The sequence below is a fragment of the Kitasatospora sp. UYEF31 genome (genome assembly GCF_057291755.1).
On record NZ_JBXAWK010000030.1, the window covers coordinates 41,063 to 60,410 of the forward strand.

The following is a 19,348-nucleotide window of genomic DNA, read 5'->3' on the forward strand; positions in this document are numbered from 1 at the left end:
GATGTGAGCCCCGCCGGGGGACCCGGTGGAGGTAGAGCAACTCCGCACCCCCCGTCACAGCCGTCACGGCCGACAGCCAGCCTCCGGGCCCGGCCGGGTGCCTGCCCTGGGAGGTAGTCGCATGCCCCTGACTCCGACACCGGACGTCAGCGTGGTCGTCGTTGTTTACAACGACGCCGAACGGCTGCCCGTTGCGGTGCAGTCCGTCCTTGATCAAACCCTTGCCCGCACCGAAGTTCTGATCGTCGACGACGCCAGCACCGACGACACCTACAGCGTGGCGCAGCAGCTGGTCGCGCGGCACCCCGACCGGGTGCGGGCCATCCGGCTGCCGGCCAACACGGGCAGCGGCGGCGGCCCCCGCAACGCCGGGATGCCCGAGGCACGGGGCCGCTACGTGCTCTTCCTGGACAGCGACGACGTCCTGGACCCGCACGCCTGCCTGAGCCTGCTCGACGCGGCCGAGGAGCACGACGCGGACGTCACCTCGGGCCTGTGCGTCCGGGTGCACCTGGACAAGAAGAACCGTCAGACGCCGTGGTACCCGTGGCTCTACACGCAGACCCGGGTGCTCGACTCCGTGCAGGAACTGCCGGACTTCTTCGCGTACGAGACCTTGTCGACCAACAAGCTCTACCTCCGGGAGTTCCTCTTGGAGAACGCGCTGCGGTACCCGGAAGGCATCCTCTACGAGGACTTGCAGTTCGTGGCCGAGGCGCTGCTGGCCGCGAAGAAGATCGTGATCATCCCGAACACGGTCTACTACTGGCGGGTCCAGGAGGAGGTCGAGAACAAGTCGGTCACCAACCGGCGGCACGAGATCAAGAACCTGCTCGACCGGGTGGAGATCCACCGCCGGATCGACGACATGATCGTGCGGTACGGCGCGGAGGACCTGAAGGTCCACAAGGACGCCAAGTTCCTCAAGCACGACCTGGTGCTGCACCTGCGGGACCTGCCGCACCGCTCACCGGAGTTCCGGGAGCAGTTCGCCGACGCCGTGATCCCGTACCTGACCGCGCTCGACCCCGCGGCGTACGACCTCGCCTACCCCATGCACGGGGTCTGCTCGCTGCTCGTGCGGCAGCGCGACTGGGACCGGCTGATGCCGGCCGTCGACTCGCTGATGAACAAGAACACCGCGACCGCGCCGCTGTTCCAGGAAGGCGACCGGGTCTACTGGACCGGGGAGTACCTCAACAGCGACTGGAACCGGAAACTCCTGGACGTGACCGCGTTCGGCTACAACACCACCGGCTTCAAGGCCCTGCGCCTGGGCAACCGGCTTACTGAGTTCGCGCTCGAGCCCGGCGGGGTGCGGTTCGCCGGCGCGGTGGCCAATCCGCTGGGTGTGGTCCCGCCCGGGGCGAAACTGTCGGCGACCCTGGAGTTCCGGCCGCGCCGCAAGCAGCTGAAGGCCCGCCTCGCCGTGAAGTTCCCGGTGGCCGAGGTCGTGCACGAGGGCGACCAGATTCGGTGGGGCACCAAAGCCGACGTCACCGGCAAGGTCCGCCCGCTGGGTGTTCTGGACGTCATGTGGGACGCGTTCTTGAACCTGTCGGTGGACGGCGTGGTCAACACGACCCGGCTGACCGTCACCGACACAGCCGAGGCCCCGCTCTCGGTGCCGGTGCGGCCCTGGTCCACCCGGCTGACGGCCGATCACCTGGTGGCGCAGACCGATGTGTACGGACATCTGGTCTTCCTGCTCGACCAGGAGTCGGCAGCGGCCCGTCGGTCGCGGGAACTGCTCGGGAAGCTCGCCGGCTCCCCCGTCGGCGGCCTCGCGCTGAACCGGGCCAAGGCCGCCCGCAAACTCCAGAAGAAGCTGGCCAGCCAGCAGACCAAGGCCAAGGCGTACAAGGACCTCTTCCTGCGGCTGCCCGTCCGCAAGGGCCTGGTCGTCTTCGAGAGCCACCTCGGCCGGCAGTACAGCGACAACCCGAAGTACATCTACGAGGAGATGCGCCGCTCGGGCGTGAAGTTCGAGGCGGTCTGGTCGTACGCCGCCGGCACCGCCGGGTTCCCGCAGGACGCCAAGCTGGTCAAGCGCGGCTCGTGGGACTACTACCGGGCGCTGGCCCAGGCCGAGTTCTGGATCGACAACCAGGGCTTCCCACGCGGTGCGCTCAAGCGCCCGGAGACCACGTACATCCAGACGTGGCACGGTTCCGCGCTCAAGCGCATGGGCGAAGACATCCCGTCTGAGAAGCGCAAGAGCGCCGCTGAGCGCTCCGCGGTGCGCGCGATGCTCGACCGGTTCGACCATTTTGTGGTCCGTTCCGAGCATGACGTCCGTACGCTCGTCCAGGCTTTTGACCTGAAGGCGGGCCTACTCCGCGTGGGCTATCCGCGCAACGACGCGCTCGTCGAGCGGGGTTCCGACGCCATGGCCGGGGTCGCGGCGCTGCGCAGGAGCCTGGACATCCCGGACGATCACCGGGTGCTCCTCTACGCGCCGACGTTCCGGCAGACGGGTGCCGCGGTGCGGGACTTCGAGATGCCGTTCAGCCTGGACCGCTTCGTCCGCGAACTGGGCCCGAAGTTCACACTCCTGGTCCGGACGCACTACCTCGACACCGTGGCGCTGCCGCCCTCGGCCGCCGCCCAGGTGCGGAACGTGTCGAAACTGCCGGACATCACGCCGCTCCTGCTGCTCGCCGACGGGCTGATCACCGACTATTCGTCGGTGATGTTCGACTACGCGCTGCTCGACCGGCCGATGTTCTTCTTCACGTACGACTACGAGGAGTACACCGGGCAGGAGCGCGGGGCCTACTTCGACCTGCGGGCCGCCGCCCCCGGCCCGGTGGTCGACACCGAGGACGCACTGTTCGAGGCGCTCGGCGGCTTCGAGGAGTCGGTGGCCGGGTTCGCCGGCAACCGGGCGGCCTTCGTGCGGGAGTACGGCGAATACGACCACGGCAGCGCGGCCAAGGCCATCGTGCAGAAGTTCTTCCCGGCTGGAGGCGGACGGTGACCCGAGTGGACACAGACAGCGCGAACAGCGCTGCCGGCACGACTGGACCCCGTGAGATCTTCATCGTCTGCAACGCCGTGGACGAGATGGGCGGGCTGACCCGCTGGGCGCACCACATGGCCGGGCTGTTCGCCGGGCAGGGCCACACCGTGAAGATCATCGGGATCGCCCCGGCGACGGCCCCCGCCGACTACGGCCACGATCTGCCGTACAGCACCATGACCCTGTACGCGGAGCACCCCACGCCCAGGTGGTCCCCCCGGCACCTGCACAACCGGCTCAACTTCGCCGCGAAGCGCCGCGAGGCGCACCGGGCCGCCGACATACACGAAGCAGCCGCCCGGCTCAGCCGGGTGTTCCGGCTGGCGCGGCCGGACGCCGTGATCATCGTGGCCCAGGTGTGGGCCATGGAGTGGGTGGAGCTCGCCGACACCCGCGGGCTGCCCGTCATCGGCATGTCCCATGAATCGTACGAAGCGTCCAAGGCGTCCAGCCGCTACCGCAGGGTCAAGCGCTACTACGGCCCCGCAACCCGGATGCTGGTGCTCACCCGCGAGGACGCCGACCGGTGGGCGCAGGACGGCATGCCCAACGTCGGCGTCATGCCGAACCCCACCCCGGTCGAGCCGCAGGACGACCTGTCCGCCGGCTCCGGGAAGGTCGTGGTCAGCCTCGGCAGGCTGTCGTACGAAAAGGGCTACGACCTCCTCCTCGACGCGTGGGCCCGGCTCATCGCGGACCACCCCGACTGGACGCTGCGCATCTTCGGCACCGGCGACCAGGAACTCCTGCTGCACAAGCAGGCCGAACGCCTCGGCATCGCCGCGTCGGTCGACTTCGCCGGGCAGACCGACGACATCACCGGCGCACTGACCCAGGGTTCGGTGTTCGCCGCCGCGTCCCGGGCTGAGGGCTTCCCACTGTCGCTGATGGAGGCGATGGCCTGCGGACTGCCCTGTGTCGCCTTCGACTGCGCGCCCGGCGTCCGGGAGGTCCTCACCGACGGCGAGGACGGCATCCTCGTCACGACCGGCAACACTGACCGGTTCGCGGACCGCCTCGGCGAGCTGCTCGACGACGCGGCACTGCGCGCCACGATGGGCGCGAAAGCCAAGGAGAACGTACGGAGATTCTCCGGCGCCGCGGTCCTCGCCCGGTGGGAACGCCTGTTCAGGCTGGTGGACCGCTGACCGTACGGGTGCGGAGGCTGCGGCCTCCGCACCCGGTGCTGGTCAGCAGGGCTCAGGCCTTCTTGAGCCGCCGCAGCCGGGCGCCCAGGACTTCCCTGGCCCCGGCAACGCCGCCAGCCACCCGCAGCGCCAACGAACGGCTCGCGGTCGAGTAGAACTGTTCGAACACCATGCCGTTGCGGGTGGTGGGCCAGGCCCGGCGGCCGAGCCCGACGCCGGTGGCGCGGAGTTTGACGGTGTTCGACTCCTTGCCCGCGGCGACGTCGGTGCGCACCCACAGGTCCCACACCGTGTACGGCTCCCCCGTCTTGATGTACAGCTCGGTCAGCGGCACACTCGCCGTCCACGTGCCGTCGCCGGCCGCGTGCACCGGCACGGCGTCGACGTTGTGTATGTCAGAGCTGTAGCGGTCCCGCAGTTCGACCACCGCCGACCGCGGCCCCGCTTCCGCGAGTCGTCCGTACAGATCGGTCCACGTCAGGTCGAGGACAGTGTGCCGCCCGGCCCGAACAGTCGCCTCCACCATGAGCGGCAACTCCCCGACGGGCAGTCCGGCCACGGCGTCAAGCCGTACGGGATCGATTTTGGTTTCGGTGGACCACACAGGCCCCTGGTCGTCCGACGCGTAGGGCGGCACCAGACGGGAGGGCTCGGCTGTCAGCTCCGCGAGCCGCGCGATGTCCACGGGCACCGCGTACCGCAGGATCACATCAGCGGCCCACCGGACCGGCGCGGTGAGCCCGGCCAGATCGTCGAACGTCAGCAGGTGCGCGCGGGCCGACGCCCACCACTGCTGCTGGTAGTCCACCGGACGCTTGCTCAGGTCGCGGAGGTAGAGCCGGAGGTCGTGGCCGACGAACTTGTGCTCGGCCGCGGCCGCGAGCACCCGGTCACCGCTCCCGGCGAGGATCTCGACCACCTGCCGGTGCGCGTCCACCCGGTCCCGCCAGTTCTGCGCGTTGTCCCGGCGCAGCGAGATGGAGGCCGCCTCCTCGCGCCGCACATGCCAGATGTACACGGTGTCGGGGATGACCGCGAAGCGCGGATCCGCCGCGTACACCCGGGCGGTGAACACGAAGTCCTCGTAGTGCGCCCTGCCGTCGGGGAAGCGGATCCCGTGGGCGAGCAGGAAGTCGCGACGGTAGAGCTTGTTGACCGAAAGCGTGTCCCACAGGGTCTCCGGACGGCGCGTCAGCCCGTTGAACACCCCCGCCCGCTCGAACAACTGCGGCTGCCAGGGGACGTCCCTGACCTTCGGCAGCTCCCGGCGCACGCACAGGCCCGCCGTCACGTCGGCGTTGTGCCGGGCCGCGGCGGAACTCAGCGCCGCCACGGCGCCCGGGGGCAGGACGTCGTCGCTGTCCAGGAACAGCACCCAGCGGCCGACCGCCGCGGCCAGGCCGTCGTTGCGGGGAGTGCCGCAGCCGCCGCTGTTCTCCGCGCGGCGCAGGTGCCTGACACGGGGGTGCTCGTTCGCCAGTCCGGCCGCGACCCCGGCGGTCGCGTCGGTGGACGCGTCGTCGACGATGAGCACCTCATGGATATCGCGGCCCTGGTCCAGTGCGGACGCCACCGCCTCCGGGAGATTGGCCGCGTCGTTGTAGACGATCACCACGATGCTGACGGGGCCGTTCTTCATCCGCACTTCTCCTCGGCGGTCGCCACCGGTACCGGCGGGAGCGGTTTGCCCACTGCGGGGCGCGGCACCAGGGCGAAGTGGTAACCGCAGCCGCCCGCAGGGCTGTACATCACGTCGATATCCGTAGCCTGGGGATGATCGCGGCGGATCTCCTGAAGCGTGCGCACCGTCTCCAGGTCGTCGGTGAAGTACCGCAGCGGCTTCTTCCCCAGTGCCTGGATCCGGGCCCGCAGTTGGTCGGGGGTGTCCTGCGCGCCCTGGGTGGGCCAGGCGGTCCAGGAGTTTCCGTAGTTCCGGGACAGCGCGCCGGTCCACTGGTTGCCGAAGTAGTTGCGCTGCCAGTCCCCCGTCACCTGGAGGACGTTGCTCCGCCCCCGCGGAGCGGGCTTCGTCTCCATCACGGCGAGGACGGCCTCGGCCGGCCCGGTGTGCGTCATCTTCCCCGTCAGGTAGGCGCGGCCCCAGCTCATGTCGCCCGGCGGCTTGCGCCACACCTCCCGGTCGGGACCGGCGGTGAGCGCCAGCGCGGCCAGCAGGCAGGGCACAAGGGCGACGGCGGCCCACGGCCCTGTCACCGGCGCGCTCGGGGCGAGTCGACTGTGCGGCCCCCACGCCGGGGTCAGCAGCGGACTGCTGCCCAGCGCCACCAGCGCCACGACGACAAGCTGGTGGAGGATCTTCTCGTAGTAGTAGGTCGTCTCGTGCAGGACGAGCGTCTGGTAGGCGAACATCAGGAACGCGACCCCGGCGGCCAACGACAGCCACACCGCTGTCATCCGCCGCGCCGGGGAGCGCCAGATCCTGCGGTTCAGGAATCCGACGGACACCACGATCAGCAGTAGGAACAGCAGGTGCCTGTTGACCGGGCTGATGCCGCCCACCGCGTTCAACTCCTCCGCCTTGCCCTGGCTCAAGTTCACCAGCACCGGCACGACGGCGAGCGCTGCAGTGACCACGGCGGTGCTCCCCGCCCACACAGGTGCCGACCGTACGCGCCCCCGGTAGGCCACGAGCCACACCAGGGTCATCACACCGGCGAGCGGAAGGAACAGATAGTAGGTGAATGACAGCGCGACCAACAGCGCCGCTATGACCGTCAGCTGTTCGCGGAAATGCCGCAGCGGCCTGACCGTGACCGCGACGAACAGCGAGAGAAGCCCCAGACCGACAAACTCACTGGGGAAGCCGCGCAGGAACATCGCCGTCGCGTCGCCGAAGTACAGATAGCCCGCGACAGCGGCGGCCACCGGCAGGAACCGCCAGCCCACCAGGGCAGGTCCGGCCACCCGGCGGATCGCCCACAGCACGGCGAAGCACAGGAAGACCAACGTGGCCGCGTAGAAGGCCGTGAAGTAATCGAGTGCGGCCAACGTGTTGTCAGGAGTCGTCGACGAGCGGCGGAAATTGTCCAACAGGGCTTCCAGCAGGTGGCTGCCCTGCGGATACGACATCAGATTGAACTTGACGGAGACAGCGAGCTCTTCCTTGTTGAGGAAGGTGTAGCCGCCCGCGGTCTGGATCCCGTCGAAGATGAAGAAGTGCCGGGTCAGGTCCTCCCCCGCGACGACCAGGGACAGTCGCCCGGTCCTGTCCCGCAGGAGGAAGGGCGCGAATACGAGGAGCGCCGTCCCCAACGTGCCCAGTACGACGGTCAGTTCGCGCAGGCCGCCCACACCGGGGAACTGCGGACGCCGACCCGTGCCGAGGGCGATACCCACGAGGACGGTGAACGCTGTGCCGGCGATCGGCACGGGGTGCAGCCCCCAGGGCCACGCCGAGAACAGCAGCCCGGCCGCGCAGGTCGCCCCGAACAGCAGGGCACCGGCCAGCACCAGCCGGTCGAGCAGAGTCCGGCCACCGCGCAGGAGTGCGGCGGTGGCCGCCAGGATCAGGAAAGGCAGTACGACTGCGAGTCCGGTGGCGTATGCGACAAGCGGCAGCAACCAGCACCCGGCAAGGGTCGCAACGGCGCCCACTGTCGACGCGCGAGGGCTGCGTCCGCCGGCGGCCCGCGTGTCCGGTGCGCGCGTGCGCAGCGCGGAGAGGGTCACAAGATTCCTCGATCGTCATGGTCGTCCGCCACAGGGTGTCCCCACACGACACCCGTCTGTCCGAGTCAGGCTACCGGGATGAAACACCGTCACTGATCGGTGTCGCCGCCGGCGGCCGTCCGGACCGCAGTGACGCTCAGTCCGTGAGGACGAAGTCCCAGCGCTGGTCCGGGGCGCCGGTCCGGACGGACTGCACAACCGGAGCACCCGGCTGCCCGCCGGGCACCACGGCCTTGTCGGTGCCCGCCGGGACCATCAGGTAGCCGAGTTGCGGATCGCCGTGCAGTCGCAGCGCCTGCTCGGGCTCCGCATCGCACGGGGCGAACCGTACGGACTCGCCGGTGTTCCCCCCGCCCGGGAACCGGGCGCAGACCTCCGTGCCGCCCTGGCGGACCGTCAGAGCCCAGCCGCGGCGCACCGCGGCGAGGCCGAACAGGTTCCCGGGCCCGGCCTGCGCAGGCCGGGTGGCGGCCAGGTCCCCCACGGGCGCGCCGCCGGGCGGGGCGGCCCCCTGCCCCGGGACCGGCAAGGCCGCCTGGGGTGCCAGGGGGACGGTCATCTCAAGACCGGAGGCCCGGTGCACCAGCCGGTACCGGCGGCCGATCATCGGCGTCGGCCGCACCCCACCGTCGAAGGGGGGCGGCAGTGGGAGGACCAGATCACCCCACCAGCGGCCGTCCGCAAGGTAGAAGCGTTCGAGCCAGCCGTCGTACGTCCGGTTCACCCGGGCGTCCGAGTCGTGCTTGAGGTACTTCTTGAACAGTTCCTTCTTGAGCTGCGACTGCTTCTTGGCCAGGTTCGCCGGTTCACTGTCAATCGTGTAATCGCGGAAGTAGGCCACCGGCGGGGCCTTGCCCCAGTTCTCCATCGCGTAGTAGACGAGGCGGGAAACCGCGATGTGGTCCTGGTGGAATCCCTTGTCGTTGTAATCGGGCCGCCCGTGGAGATCGGCCACCGGGTCAAGGGTGTTGACGATGTCGGGGTGGAATTCCTCGACCACCGCCCTAAGGAATTTAACGAAGTCCGTACGGTTCAGCTCCTGCTTGCGGAAGGTGTCCCCGTCGCGGGTCTCGATCCGCACGTCGTCCGCGTACAGCCCCCACAGCTTCTTGGCGCCCACCGGAGTCTTCCGGAACCCGTCCGGGATACGGACCTCGAGGGTGGAGACCCGTTTCCCCAGCGTCCACAACGTGGCCTGGAGGGGCCCCGCACTGTAGGGCTGCGCCTGCCACCTGGCCGGATCGATGCCGACCGCCAGGGCGTAGGCCTCCCGGGCGCCCAGTTCCCGGTCCTTCATGTACTGCGGATAGTCCCGGTAGTCCGAGGCCACGAAGTACAGCGTCCGTACGACGTTCCGCGCTTTCAGGTCCTCGGCCAGCAACGGGCTGATGAAAAGCAGGTCATCATCGTGGTGGGCGACGATGTTGAGGACCCGGCGCGTCGTCACGGCGGGAGCGCCCGGCCCGGACGCCGGTGCCGAATCGTCCGGTTCCGGCAGGCTCTTGGCCCCGTCCTGACAGGAACTCAGCGCCGCGGCGGCGGCCGCGACTTGGACGGTGGTGCGAAGCAATCCGCGCCGTGTCGTGTCGCCGCTACCCCGCACCCGCGCCACCTTGTCATTACCGATTCGGGAAATAAATACTGCTTTGAGTGCTGATTTTCCTCACTATAAACGCAAGGAAGCCGGGTCGCCCTGACCCCCGGAGTTTGAAATCCGGGAGGGTCAGGCCGAACCTCACAGCCCGACATTAGGACTTCCCGTTGATCGCTTCGGTTCCCAGGACAAGGCTTGTCACAGTGAGGGCGCGCGCGATTGCTCTACGCGACTGCCGGGCTGGCTCGACAATGGCGACCTGCCGTTCACCGTCCGCTGGCAGGCCGCCCGAAAGCATGGTTCGCCAGGTTGCGGACACCTCCGCGGTTTCCCGCACGGAGCACGGCGGGCAGCATGGCCAACGCGTGCAGCCGAGAGGAGACGTGCCAGCGGGCGACCTTGGCCGCCCGGGTCCAGCCCTGATCGTCCAGACGTGCGGCCACAGCGGCGAAGAACATCCGCTCCTCTTGGAACCGACGCCCGTCAAACGCCTGCAAGGAAGACTCACTCACCGCGTGTCTGCGGTACTGGAAGCAGACGGTGTCCTCCACCAGCAACTGTTCACCGCGCTGCAACAAGTCAATGACCAGACCCAGGTCCTGGATCACATTCAGATCCGTCCGGAAGTTCACAGCCTTGACCACGTCAGTCCGCCAGCAGATCGCCGGGAAGTACAACCAGTTCCCGCGGAGCAGGCTCATCGCCAGGCTTTCACCAGACATCACAAAACGTCCACTGAACCGGGGGGCGTACAAGCGACGTTTGGTCTGGTCCACGAGAGTGTTCACGGGCTGCCCCGAGCCGTCGATCACCTGGACACCCGGCTGGACCAGGCCGACCCCCGGCTGGTCCGCCAGAACTTTGCGGATGGTCGCCACATAGTCGGGGAGCATGGCGTCATCACAGCCCATCATGACCATGTGGTCCGCTCCCGCCAGGGCCACACACTTACGGAAGTTCCCGGTGACTCCCAGGTTCCGTTCATTGCGCAGGTAGCGGACACGATCGTCTCCGAGGTCGTCGAACCACTCAGACACACCGGGTTCGCAACCGTCGTCCAACACGGTCAGGTTCCAGCCCGGATCAGTCTGATCGAGAACGCTGCGCACCGCAGTCTGCATCAATGCCACGTCACCGTAATACGGCATCATGATGTCCAGCGTCGGCAAATGCATTCACTCTCCTTTTGATTCCAATGCGGCGAGGACAATTTTCGGCATGCTGAGGATATTATCCCGTGATCAATAAATCTGATCTTGTGCCGAATAAACCCATTCAGCCCCGGACCCGGATAACCGGCAGGCGCGTCGGCCTACGAACCGTAGTGCCATTTCCACACAGGATCCTTCCACGGTCGGGTCCGGGCTGGCTGCACCACGACGACAAGCCTCAATCCCACCCGCACTGTCCTGGTGGGCTCCACCCGTTGGGGCCGTGAGCCCGGAACCGTTAGCCAGTGCCTCCTCAGCGCCCAGACGGCTCATGCCATACGGGAGCCCAACTTTCATGACCATGGCAACCCGTAGGCTGTGGGCCATGCGAGGAATCCTTCTGGCCGGCGGAACCGGTTCCCGGTTGTGGCCTGTGACCCAGGCAGTGTCGAAACAGCTCATGCCTGTATTCGACAAGCCGATGGTCTACTACCCCCTTTCCACACTGATCATGGCCGGCGTCCGAGAGGTCCTGGTCATTACGACGCCGCACGATCAGCCACAGTTCAAGCGGCTGCTCGGCGACGGATCCCGACTCGGCATGCGCATCGAGTACGCCGTCCAGGACAGCCCCGACGGGCTCGCCCAGGCCTTCCTCATCGGTGAGGAGTTCATCGGCGACGAATCGGTGGCCCTGGTCCTCGGTGACAACGTCTTCCACGGCACCGGGCTCGGCCGGCAACTACGCGGGCAGTCCCAGTTGACCGGAGGCCGGATCTTCGCCTACCACGTCGCCGACCCGAAGGCCTACGGGGTCGTGGAGTTCGACGACGCCGGAAACGCACTGTCGATTGAGGAGAAGCCGGAGCGGCCAAAGTCCCGGTTCGCAGTCCCCGGCCTGTACTTCTACGACAACCGGGTGATCGAGATCGCCAAGCAACTCAAACCGAGTCCCCGCGGCGAGCTGGAGATCACCGGCATCAACGCCGCGTACCTCGAACAGGGCGAACTGCAGGTGACCGTCCTGGAACGTGGCACCGCCTGGCTGGACACCGGAACGTTCGCGGACCTGGTCAACGCCTCAGAGTTCGTCCGGGTGATCGAAGAACGGCAAGGCCTGAAGATCGGCTGCATCGAGGAAGCGGCCTGGCGGGCCGGCCTGATCGACGACGACCACCTGCTGGCCTTGGCCCGCCCCCTCCTCAAAAGTGGTTACGGTACGTACTTGGTCGACCTAGTCGAGAACAACTGCGGCTCCGTCGCGCCCTCCTCCATGTGACAGCTCCGATCTGCTTTGCAAGTCCGGACAACTTTGACAGCGAATTGAGCCCAAGATGAAGATCAGCCCGCTTTCGATCGAAGGTGCCTGGGAGATCACCCCGCAGCAGCACGGGGACTCGCGGGGCCTCTTCATGGAGTGGTACCGCTTCGACCACCTCGCCGAAGCCGTCGGGCATCCGCTCCAACTCGCCCAGGCGAACCTCTCCGTGTCCGAGAAGGGAGTCGTCCGGGGAATCCACTTCGCTGACGTCCCCCGGGGGCAGGCGAAGTACGTGACCTGCGTCCGCGGTGCCGTCCTCGACGTCGTCGTCGACCTACGGGTCGGCTCTCCGACCTTCGGGAAGTGGGAAGGCGTCCGGCTCGACGACACCGACCGGAAGGCGCTCTACATCGCCGAAGGCCTCGGACACGGATTCTGCGCCCTGACGGAAGGCGCGACCCTCAGCTACCTGTGCTCGGAGACCTACTCCCCCGGACACGAGCACGCGGTCCATCCGCTCGACTCGGACCTCGCCATCGACTGGCCGGCTGAAGCCCCCGAGTTGTCCGCGCGCGACGAAGCCGCTCCCACACTGGCTCAGGCGTTGAACAACAATCTTCTTACGGATTACCAGGTATGCCGGGATTACACTGCCGGGCTCAACCGGGGCAACGCACACCAGGCCTGACCACTGCGGTCAGGTGCGACTACACCGTTTCCCGGCAGTGGCTTCAGCCCCGTACCTTAGGTTTTAACGGCGGTGTCGGGTCAAGTCGGCCACGCCGCCGACCAGTGCTCGTCGTCCCTCGAAAACCTGAGGAAGCCGCGCAGCCAAATCGTGTCACGCTGCCGTCTCACTCCCTCCGAAGAGGTCACCACCGCATGACAGCCCGACTCAGTGTCGTCGTTCCCATCTACAACGTGGAGCTCTACCTGGAGGACTGTCTACAGTCCTTGGCCGAGCAGACGTTGACTGATCTCGACGTAGTCCTGGTGGACGACGGGTCTACCGACGGTAGTCATGCCATCTGCGAATCGTTCGCCGAACGGGACCCGAGATTCCGGGTGGTCCAGCGCCCCAACGGCGGACTCAGCGCGGCACGGAACACCGGCGTGGAGAATATCGCCCCGGATACCGAATTCCTGGTCTTCCTCGACAGTGACGACATCGTGCCGTCCCAGGCATACGAAAAAATGGTCGCGCTACTGGATGAGACCGGCTCCGACTTCGTGACCGGGAATGTGTGGCGGCTCCACTCGGCCGGCCGCTACCAGGCCGGACAGTACAAGCATCTTCGCAAGACGCTCAAGAAGACCCATGTGACCCGGGACTTCAAACTGCTCGGGGACCGGGTGGCCTGGAACAAGGTCTTCCGCCGGGACTTCTGGGAGAAGCACGCCTTCACTTTCCCCGACGGACGTGTCTTCGAGGACACCCCGGTCACCATCCCCGCCCACTTCCTCGCCAAGAGCGTGGACGTGATGCACGAGCACATCTATTACTGGCGGGCCCGCGAAGGCTCCATCACCCGCAGCGGCGCCGACCCCAAGGGGCTCAGTGACCGCCTCGCCGGTGTGCTCGACGTCAGCCGGTTCCTCGCCGAGGGGGAGGGCGGGCGCTTCGCCAAGTTCAAGCCCGAGTACGACGTCAGCGTCCTCACCGACGACCTGGCCTCGTACATCGACTCGCTGACCGTCGGCGGCGAGGAGTACCGCGGCATCTTCATGAAGGGTGCCGGCGAGCTCCTGTCCATGATGGATGAGAGCGTCTTCGCCCGCATTCCGGTCGAGGACAGGGTCAGGTGGGAGCTCGTCCGCACAGGCCGCCTGGACGACCTCCTGGAACTACTGGTCTACCAGTACGCCAACACCCGCAGCACCTTCGACGTATCGGGCCTGACGGCCACGCCGTCGCGGGGCGGGGGACTGCGCGGCCGACTCCCCGTCCGGCACGCGGTCTACCCGGGAAAGAGCGGCGCCCCACTGGCCCTGCCGTCGGCCACGACACTGCTGCAGCGCACCGATGTGCCCGTAGAGTCACGGCTCACCGAAGCGCAGTGGGTCGGCGGGAAGCTCAGGCTCCGCGGCTACGCGTACATCCGCAACGTCGCCTCCGCCACCCCGGGCGCCGCGCCCAAGGGCGCGGTCCTGATGCCGGTGCGCGGCACGAAGTCGCCCCGCAAGGCCAAGCTGTCGCTGCCCGCCGTCATCCCCGTCCCGCTCCGTGGCCGACCGGCGCCCGAGGCGACCGACAACAGCCACCAGCAGGTCCATTCGTACGACCAGTCCGGCTTCGAGGTGACCGTCGACCCGCAGCGGCTCAAGCGCGGTGGAGTGTGGGTCCCCGGCAGCTGGAAGATCGGCGTGGGACTGCTCAACGGCACCATGGTGCGGCGCAGCGGGATCCGCAACGGCTTTGCCGGTACCGGAATCCACCCGCCGGTCCTGGACGTCGGCGATGGGATGCGGGTGGTTCCCGAGTTCGTCGGCAACACCTTGCGGATCAGCGTCAAGGCGGCGCGCGAGCGACTCGTGAGCCATCGCCCGGTGGATGACGACGGCATCGAGCTCTCGGGCAGTTCGGCCGACGCACAACAGCCCCGGGCGCTGCGGGTGACGCACCAGCAGACGGGGGCGTCGCTTGACGTCCCGCTGGCCTGCACCAGGCACGCGCGCGGTTTCGACTTCACGGCCCTACTCACGGTCGCAGACCTCACCGCCCAACTCCCGCTGGCCGAGGACGTCCCGCGCGAAGTCATCGTCGAAAGCTTCCACGCGTGGACGCCGCAGCTGGTCATGGACGACGGCAGTGCCCGTCAACTGGCGGTCAGTGCGGACCTCCCCCGAGGGTTTTATCCGGCCGACGCGGTATCGCCCGGTGTGGACGCCGCCGGAAAACACTTCTTCCTGTCGTTCGAAAGGACCGCGTCCGGGGTGCTGCGGCTGACCCGCCGCACCCCGTACCCGGTGGTCGACAGTGTCACCTGGCAGCCCGACGGCAGTCTGAACTTCGCGGGCACCACGCCGCCGGTCTTCAGCGCGCAGGCCACGCTGGTCATCAAGAATTCCGGCCGTAAAGACGAGTACGCCTTCCCGGTCACGCTGGACCACGGGCGGTTCTCGTGCACGTTCCAGCCCGCCGCGGTCACCGCCGCGGGTGCCGAACGGCCGCTTGCGGAAGGCCGCTGGTACGTCTACCTCAGGGACAGTGCGGCGCTCGGCACCGACGGGTACGCCATTGCGCGGGTGGCTGCCTCCGCGATCCCCTCGTTCCCCGCGAAGCAGGACATCGCCGGGCGGCCGTTCACCGTGGACCGGGTGTACACCGACCAGATCTTCCTGGAGAGCGGGACAGCCCTCCTGTCCAGGGAACAGGGCCGGTACCGCCAGAAGCAGCTGCGTGACCACGACTTCCAGAGCCTGCGGACCGCGCCCCTGCGCGAGACCGTGCTGTACAGCAGCTTCGAGGGCAAGCAGTTCTCCGACTCGCCGCGAGCGGTGTACGAGGAGCTGGTGCGTCGCGGCACTGACCTCGAACACCTGTGGACGGTCGAGGACCAGCAGGTCGTCGGCCTGCCCGACGGCGTGAAGCCGCTGGCCATATACAGCGCCCGCTGGCACGAGGCCCTGGCCACCTCGCGTTACATCGTCGTCAACGACCAACTGCCCGAGTGGTTCGTCCGCAGGGAGGGCCAGACCGTGGTCCAGACCTGGCACGGCACCCCGCTGAAGCGGATCGGGCTCGACCTGGCAGACACGCTGTACAGCGACAGCACCGCGGGAGCCCGGCTGCGGACGATGACCGCGCAGTGGAGCACCCTGCTCTCGCCGAACGGGTTCAGCACCGAGGTGTTCCGGCGTTCGCTCGGGTACGGAGGGGAGATCCTGGAAACCGGCTCCCCGCGGATCGACCTGCTCCTGGGTGCGGACCAGGAGGCGGTCACCGCGGCGGTCCGCTCGAAGCTGGGTATCCCCGCCGGGCACAAGGTCATCCTGTACGCGCCGACCTGGCGCGACGACCACGCCTACAACAACAGCCAGTACAAGCTCGACCTCCGCTTGGACGTCGAAGCGATGCGGGCGCAACTGGGCGACGACCATGTCCTGCTGCTGCGCAGCCACTCGCGGGTCGTGGACCGGCTCTCGCCGTTCGACTTCCCGACGGGTGGGTTCATCCGGGATGTCACCTCTTATCCCGATGCCGCTGACCTGATGCTGGCCGCAGATGTCCTCGTCACGGACTACTCGGGCCTGATGTGCGACTTCGCGGCGACCGGCAGGCCGATCCTGATCTTCGCCAGCGACCTGACGCATTATCAGAAGATGCGCGGGCTCAACATCGACATCGGGACCCACCTCCCCGGACCGTTGCTGACGGACACTCCGGAACTGATCCGGGCCCTCCTGGACCTCAACACGGTGGCAGAGACCTACCGCGCGGACTACGCGCGATTCCAGGAAGCCTTCGGCCATCTGGACGACGGGAAAGCCGCCGAGCGTGCTGTGGATCGCATGCTTTATTGATGATACTTCCCCCTTCTGCGGGCACGGTTTGTCGGCCAGACCTGATGGGGATTTCGAATGTCTCGTATGTGACCACAAGAACTCCTTGGTCATATCGCTCAAATTAAGGCATGAAAATTGTGACAGAAAATAGTCTGAAATCTGAAGAGCTCAGCGAACCTGATCTCCTTCCGCCGGTCGAACAGGCGAAGGAAAGGAAAATAACCACACTGTTCGCCGGGGAGCGGCGACGCCGCTGGCTGCTTCGGTTCGGTGAAGCCGTCGTCTCTTTTGCGGTCGCACTCGGCTTCATGCTGTGGGCTCGCGATATCGTCGTCAACCCGCTGGTGCGGATCGGACAGGTCAGCGGACTGGCGTCCATCCAGTTCCGGGCTGCTTTTGTTGCGCTACCGATTCTGGCCGTCGTCCTGTACACCGCGCACCGGGGCAGCGGATTCCGTCACCTGATAACCCGAAGGCTGGCCTGTGCCGCTGTGGCCGGACTCGCCACCGGCATGGTGGCCGGCGGCATCGCGGTGGCCCTGCACGGCACGCCTTGGGGACTCGGCGGCCAGGACGGCGACCCTGCCACTCTCCAGGCGATGGCTGTGAAGTGGCAGCGCGGTGAAGGCCTGCACGATGTCTACCCGCCCGGCTTCCCCGTCCTGATGGCGGAATGGGCCGACCTCTTCCGACACGGCCAGGTCGGCTTCGCCCTGCAGGACCTGCAACTCGTCATGAGCGCGCTGTTCGGCCCGGTCGCCTACCTGTCGTGGCGACTGCTGCTGCGCCCGATCTGGGCCCTGGCCGTCTCGGTCCCGGCTTCGCTGGTGTTCCTCGACCCGATCAGGCCCTACAGCCACATCGTCATGATCGCCCTGCTTCCGCTGCTCGGAAAATTCCTCCTCGAGCTTCACCGGGTCGGCACCGCCGACCCGGACAGGAAGCCGCTGTGGAAGCTCCTCCTGCTCGGCGGAGCGTTCGGAGTCGGTTTCGGGCTCCTCTTCCTGCTGTACTCCGGCTGGTTCGTCTGGACGGCTCCCGGTGCTCTTGTACTCATCCTCGCGTTTGTGCCCTGGCGTCGGGGACGGAGCCAACTGGCCCGGGCCGCGAGCTTCCTGGGGGCTGCCGGCCTCGCCTTCGTCGTGGTGGGTTCCCCCCTCCTCTGGAACATCCTCCGGCTCGGCTCCACCACCGTCGACCGCTATGCGTACTTCGACGTCTACACCGATCCTGCGTTCGTGCTCGGTTGGCGTGGCGACCGCCCGGGGCCAGTCCCGTCGTGGGCCTGGCCGTTCAGCCAGGAAGTCGCCGGTCAGAGCGCCTTCGCACTGATGCTGATCGCAGGTCTGGTTCTCGCTGCCGCCTTCGGCATGCGGAACTTCGCCGTCCTCGCCACGCTCGGCGCGGTGACCGGTGCCTGGATTCTACGTTTCTGGTACGCCAAGAACATGGCGCACGACCACGCCGTCATGCTCTACACGCGGACCACATGGCTGATCATGTACTGCCTTATGACCCTGGCGATCCTCGGCATAATGGTGACATTCCATCGAATGCGCAACCAGTGGGCGCAGTATCGCCCTGCACTCTCGATCACCAGCAAGGCTGAGAATTCGCCTATCAAATTCCCGAAGACGGTCGGCTTCCATCGTCTCCTGGGTGCGGGGCTGTTGTGCGGAATCATGCTTTTCGCCGCCATGGGCGCCTCCTGGAACGCCAATCGCTACATGCCTGCCGATCCGTCACTGAACACGATGGGGATGGACGCCTGGCGTTCGCACACTCTGCAGCGCGCCGACGGAAGCTGCTCGCCCTATGCCCCCGGCCACAAGTGCACAGCACCATACAAATTCGGCAAGCTCAAAGCCAACGTGGACGACGACCTGTGGTGCGCCAATATCACCAACACTGAGTGGCCCAAGGTCTGCGGAAGCAAAAAACCCTGATCGAAACTGCCTCGGATTCCCCTTCCCCGCCCTCCCACCTGAACTGAGGTCGTCTCCATGAAGTGGCTCGTTACCGGAGGTGCCGGCTACATCGGCACACACGTCGTCAACTCCCTCCTCGACACGGGAGAAGACGTAGTCATCCTCGACGACCTGTCCAGTGGCACCGCAGGACGCGTCCCGGCGGAGGCCCCTCTCGTCATCGGCTCAGTGCTCGACCGGAAGCTGCTGGACAAGGTGTTCCGCACACACCAGCCGGACGGCGTGATCCACATCGCTGCCAAGAAGCAGGTCGGCGAGTCGGTGGAACACCCGCTGCACTACTACCGGGAGAACGTCGAGGGTCTGCGTACGCTCCTCGACGCGACTGTGGCCGCAGGTGTGGGACGGTTCCTGTTCTCGTCCAGCGCCGCGGTGTACGGCATGCCGGATGTCGACCTGGTCGATGAGGATTCGCCCAAGGCTCCACTGAGCCCGTACGGCGAGTCCAAACTCATCGGCGAGTGGATGATCCAGGCGACGGCGCGTGCCCACGGGCTGTCGTTCGCTTCGTTGCGTTACTTCAACGTCGCGGGTTCGGCCGAACCGGCAATGGCCGACCCAGGGGTGTACAACCTCATCCCGATGGTGCTGGAGAAGATCACCGCCGGTCAGCCGCCGACGATCTTCGGCGACGACTACGCGACCGCCGACGGTACTTGCGTCCGGGACTACATCCACGTCGCAGACCTGGCCGAGGCCCACGTGGCCGCCGCCCGCCAGATCGGCGCCGAACCCAATCTCGCGTTCACCCTGAACGTGGGACGCGGTGCGGGGTCCTCTGTGCGCGAGGTTGTCGACCTGGTGCTGGAAGTCACCGGCCGTACGGACCTGGTGCCGACGGTGGTGGCACGCCGGGCCGGCGACCCCGACAAGATCGTCGGCAATGCCGACCGCATCGCCGCCGAACTGGGCTGGAAAGCCCGGCGTGACCTGCGTGAGATGGTCACGTCGGCGTGGGCGGGGTGGCAGGCCCAGCACAACGGCTAGA

At 67.2% G+C, this 19,348-nt stretch carries 11 protein-coding genes; 7 read left to right on the forward strand and 4 right to left on the reverse strand.

Annotated elements, in window-relative coordinates; translation table 11 throughout:
- Positions 1 to 121 precede the first annotated feature (121 nt).
- Together AC0Z36_RS16735 and AC0Z36_RS16740 are read left to right on the forward strand one after the other, a co-directional pair.
- Positions 122 to 2,980 (forward strand): bifunctional glycosyltransferase/CDP-glycerol:glycerophosphate glycerophosphotransferase, encoded by a 2,859-nt coding sequence (locus tag AC0Z36_RS16735; protein WP_485463690.1) that lies wholly within the window; start codon positions 122 to 124, stop codon positions 2,978 to 2,980.
- Positions 2,981 to 3,066: 86 nt separating this feature from the next.
- Positions 3,067 to 4,170 carry a glycosyltransferase gene (locus tag AC0Z36_RS16740; RefSeq protein WP_485463715.1) on the forward strand — a complete coding sequence of 368 codons (1,104 nt, stop codon included), beginning with the start codon at positions 3,067 to 3,069 and terminating at the stop codon, positions 4,168 to 4,170.
- A gap of 52 nt (positions 4,171 to 4,222) precedes the next feature.
- Here AC0Z36_RS16740 and AC0Z36_RS16745 read toward each other — a convergent pair whose 3' ends face one another.
- From AC0Z36_RS16745 to AC0Z36_RS16760, 4 genes are all read right to left on the reverse strand, one after another.
- Entirely contained in the window at positions 4,223 to 5,809 is a 1,587-nt protein-coding gene (locus AC0Z36_RS16745; protein WP_485463691.1) for a glycosyltransferase family 2 protein, read from the reverse strand.
- A complete protein-coding gene (locus AC0Z36_RS16750) occupies positions 5,806 to 7,860 on the reverse strand; it encodes a hypothetical protein (protein ID WP_485463692.1) in 2,055 nt (684 codons plus the stop codon). Before AC0Z36_RS16750 ends, AC0Z36_RS16745 begins: the two co-directional genes overlap by 4 nt.
- A gap of 136 nt (positions 7,861 to 7,996) precedes the next feature.
- Complete coding sequence (locus AC0Z36_RS16755; RefSeq protein WP_485463693.1) at positions 7,997 to 9,430, reverse strand: PIG-L family deacetylase; 1,434 nt, start codon at positions 9,428 to 9,430, stop codon at positions 7,997 to 7,999.
- 290 nt (positions 9,431 to 9,720) lie between these two features.
- Positions 9,721 to 10,629, reverse strand: a complete 909-nt coding sequence (locus AC0Z36_RS16760; protein WP_485463694.1) for a glycosyltransferase family 2 protein — start codon at positions 10,627 to 10,629, stop codon at positions 9,721 to 9,723.
- Positions 10,630 to 10,990: 361 nt separating this feature from the next.
- Between AC0Z36_RS16760 and rfbA the strand changes: the two genes are divergently transcribed.
- The 5 genes from rfbA to galE all read left to right on the forward strand — a co-directional run bounded on the left by rfbA (position 10,991) and on the right by galE (position 19,347).
- Positions 10,991 to 11,884, forward strand: a complete 894-nt coding sequence (rfbA, locus tag AC0Z36_RS16765) for a glucose-1-phosphate thymidylyltransferase RfbA (RefSeq protein ID WP_485463695.1) — start codon at positions 10,991 to 10,993, stop codon at positions 11,882 to 11,884.
- Positions 11,885 to 11,939: 55 nt separating this feature from the next.
- On the forward strand, positions 11,940 to 12,554 hold the full coding sequence (gene rfbC / locus AC0Z36_RS16770) for a dTDP-4-dehydrorhamnose 3,5-epimerase (RefSeq protein WP_485463696.1): 615 nt from the start codon (positions 11,940 to 11,942) through the stop codon (positions 12,552 to 12,554).
- Positions 12,555 to 12,748: 194 nt separating this feature from the next.
- A complete protein-coding gene (locus tag AC0Z36_RS16775) occupies positions 12,749 to 16,390 on the forward strand; it encodes a bifunctional glycosyltransferase/CDP-glycerol:glycerophosphate glycerophosphotransferase (RefSeq protein WP_485463697.1) in 3,642 nt (1,213 codons plus the stop codon).
- A gap of 110 nt (positions 16,391 to 16,500) precedes the next feature.
- Positions 16,501 to 18,318: a hypothetical protein gene (locus AC0Z36_RS16780; RefSeq protein ID WP_485463698.1), complete on the forward strand. Its 1,818-nt coding sequence runs from the start codon at positions 16,501 to 16,503 to the stop codon at positions 18,316 to 18,318.
- Positions 18,319 to 18,375: 57 nt separating this feature from the next.
- Complete coding sequence (galE, locus tag AC0Z36_RS16785) at positions 18,376 to 19,347, forward strand: UDP-glucose 4-epimerase GalE (RefSeq protein WP_485463699.1); 972 nt, start codon at positions 18,376 to 18,378, stop codon at positions 19,345 to 19,347.
- The last annotated feature ends 1 nt before the right edge of the window (position 19,348 follow it).

What these genes read in the sequence shown, in the direction of transcription:
- AC0Z36_RS16735 (WP_485463690.1), top strand. Translation starts at nt 122, where the DNA reads ATGCCCCTGACTCCGACACCGGACGTCAGCGTGGTCGTCGTTGTTTAC.
- AC0Z36_RS16740 (WP_485463715.1), top strand. Translation starts at nt 3,067, where the DNA reads ATGGGCGGGCTGACCCGCTGGGCGCACCACATGGCCGGGCTGTTCGCC.
- AC0Z36_RS16745 (WP_485463691.1), bottom strand. Translation starts at nt 5,809, where the DNA reads ATGAAGAACGGCCCCGTCAGCATCGTGGTGATCGTCTACAACGACGCG.
- AC0Z36_RS16760 (WP_485463694.1), bottom strand. Translation starts at nt 10,629, where the DNA reads ATGCATTTGCCGACGCTGGACATCATGATGCCGTATTACGGTGACGTG.
- rfbA (WP_485463695.1), top strand. Translation starts at nt 10,991, where the DNA reads ATGCGAGGAATCCTTCTGGCCGGCGGAACCGGTTCCCGGTTGTGGCCT.
- rfbC (WP_485463696.1), top strand. Translation starts at nt 11,940, where the DNA reads ATGAAGATCAGCCCGCTTTCGATCGAAGGTGCCTGGGAGATCACCCCG.
- AC0Z36_RS16775 (WP_485463697.1), top strand. Translation starts at nt 12,749, where the DNA reads ATGACAGCCCGACTCAGTGTCGTCGTTCCCATCTACAACGTGGAGCTC.
- AC0Z36_RS16780 (WP_485463698.1), top strand. Translation starts at nt 16,501, where the DNA reads ATGAAAATTGTGACAGAAAATAGTCTGAAATCTGAAGAGCTCAGCGAA.
- galE (WP_485463699.1), top strand. Translation starts at nt 18,376, where the DNA reads ATGAAGTGGCTCGTTACCGGAGGTGCCGGCTACATCGGCACACACGTC.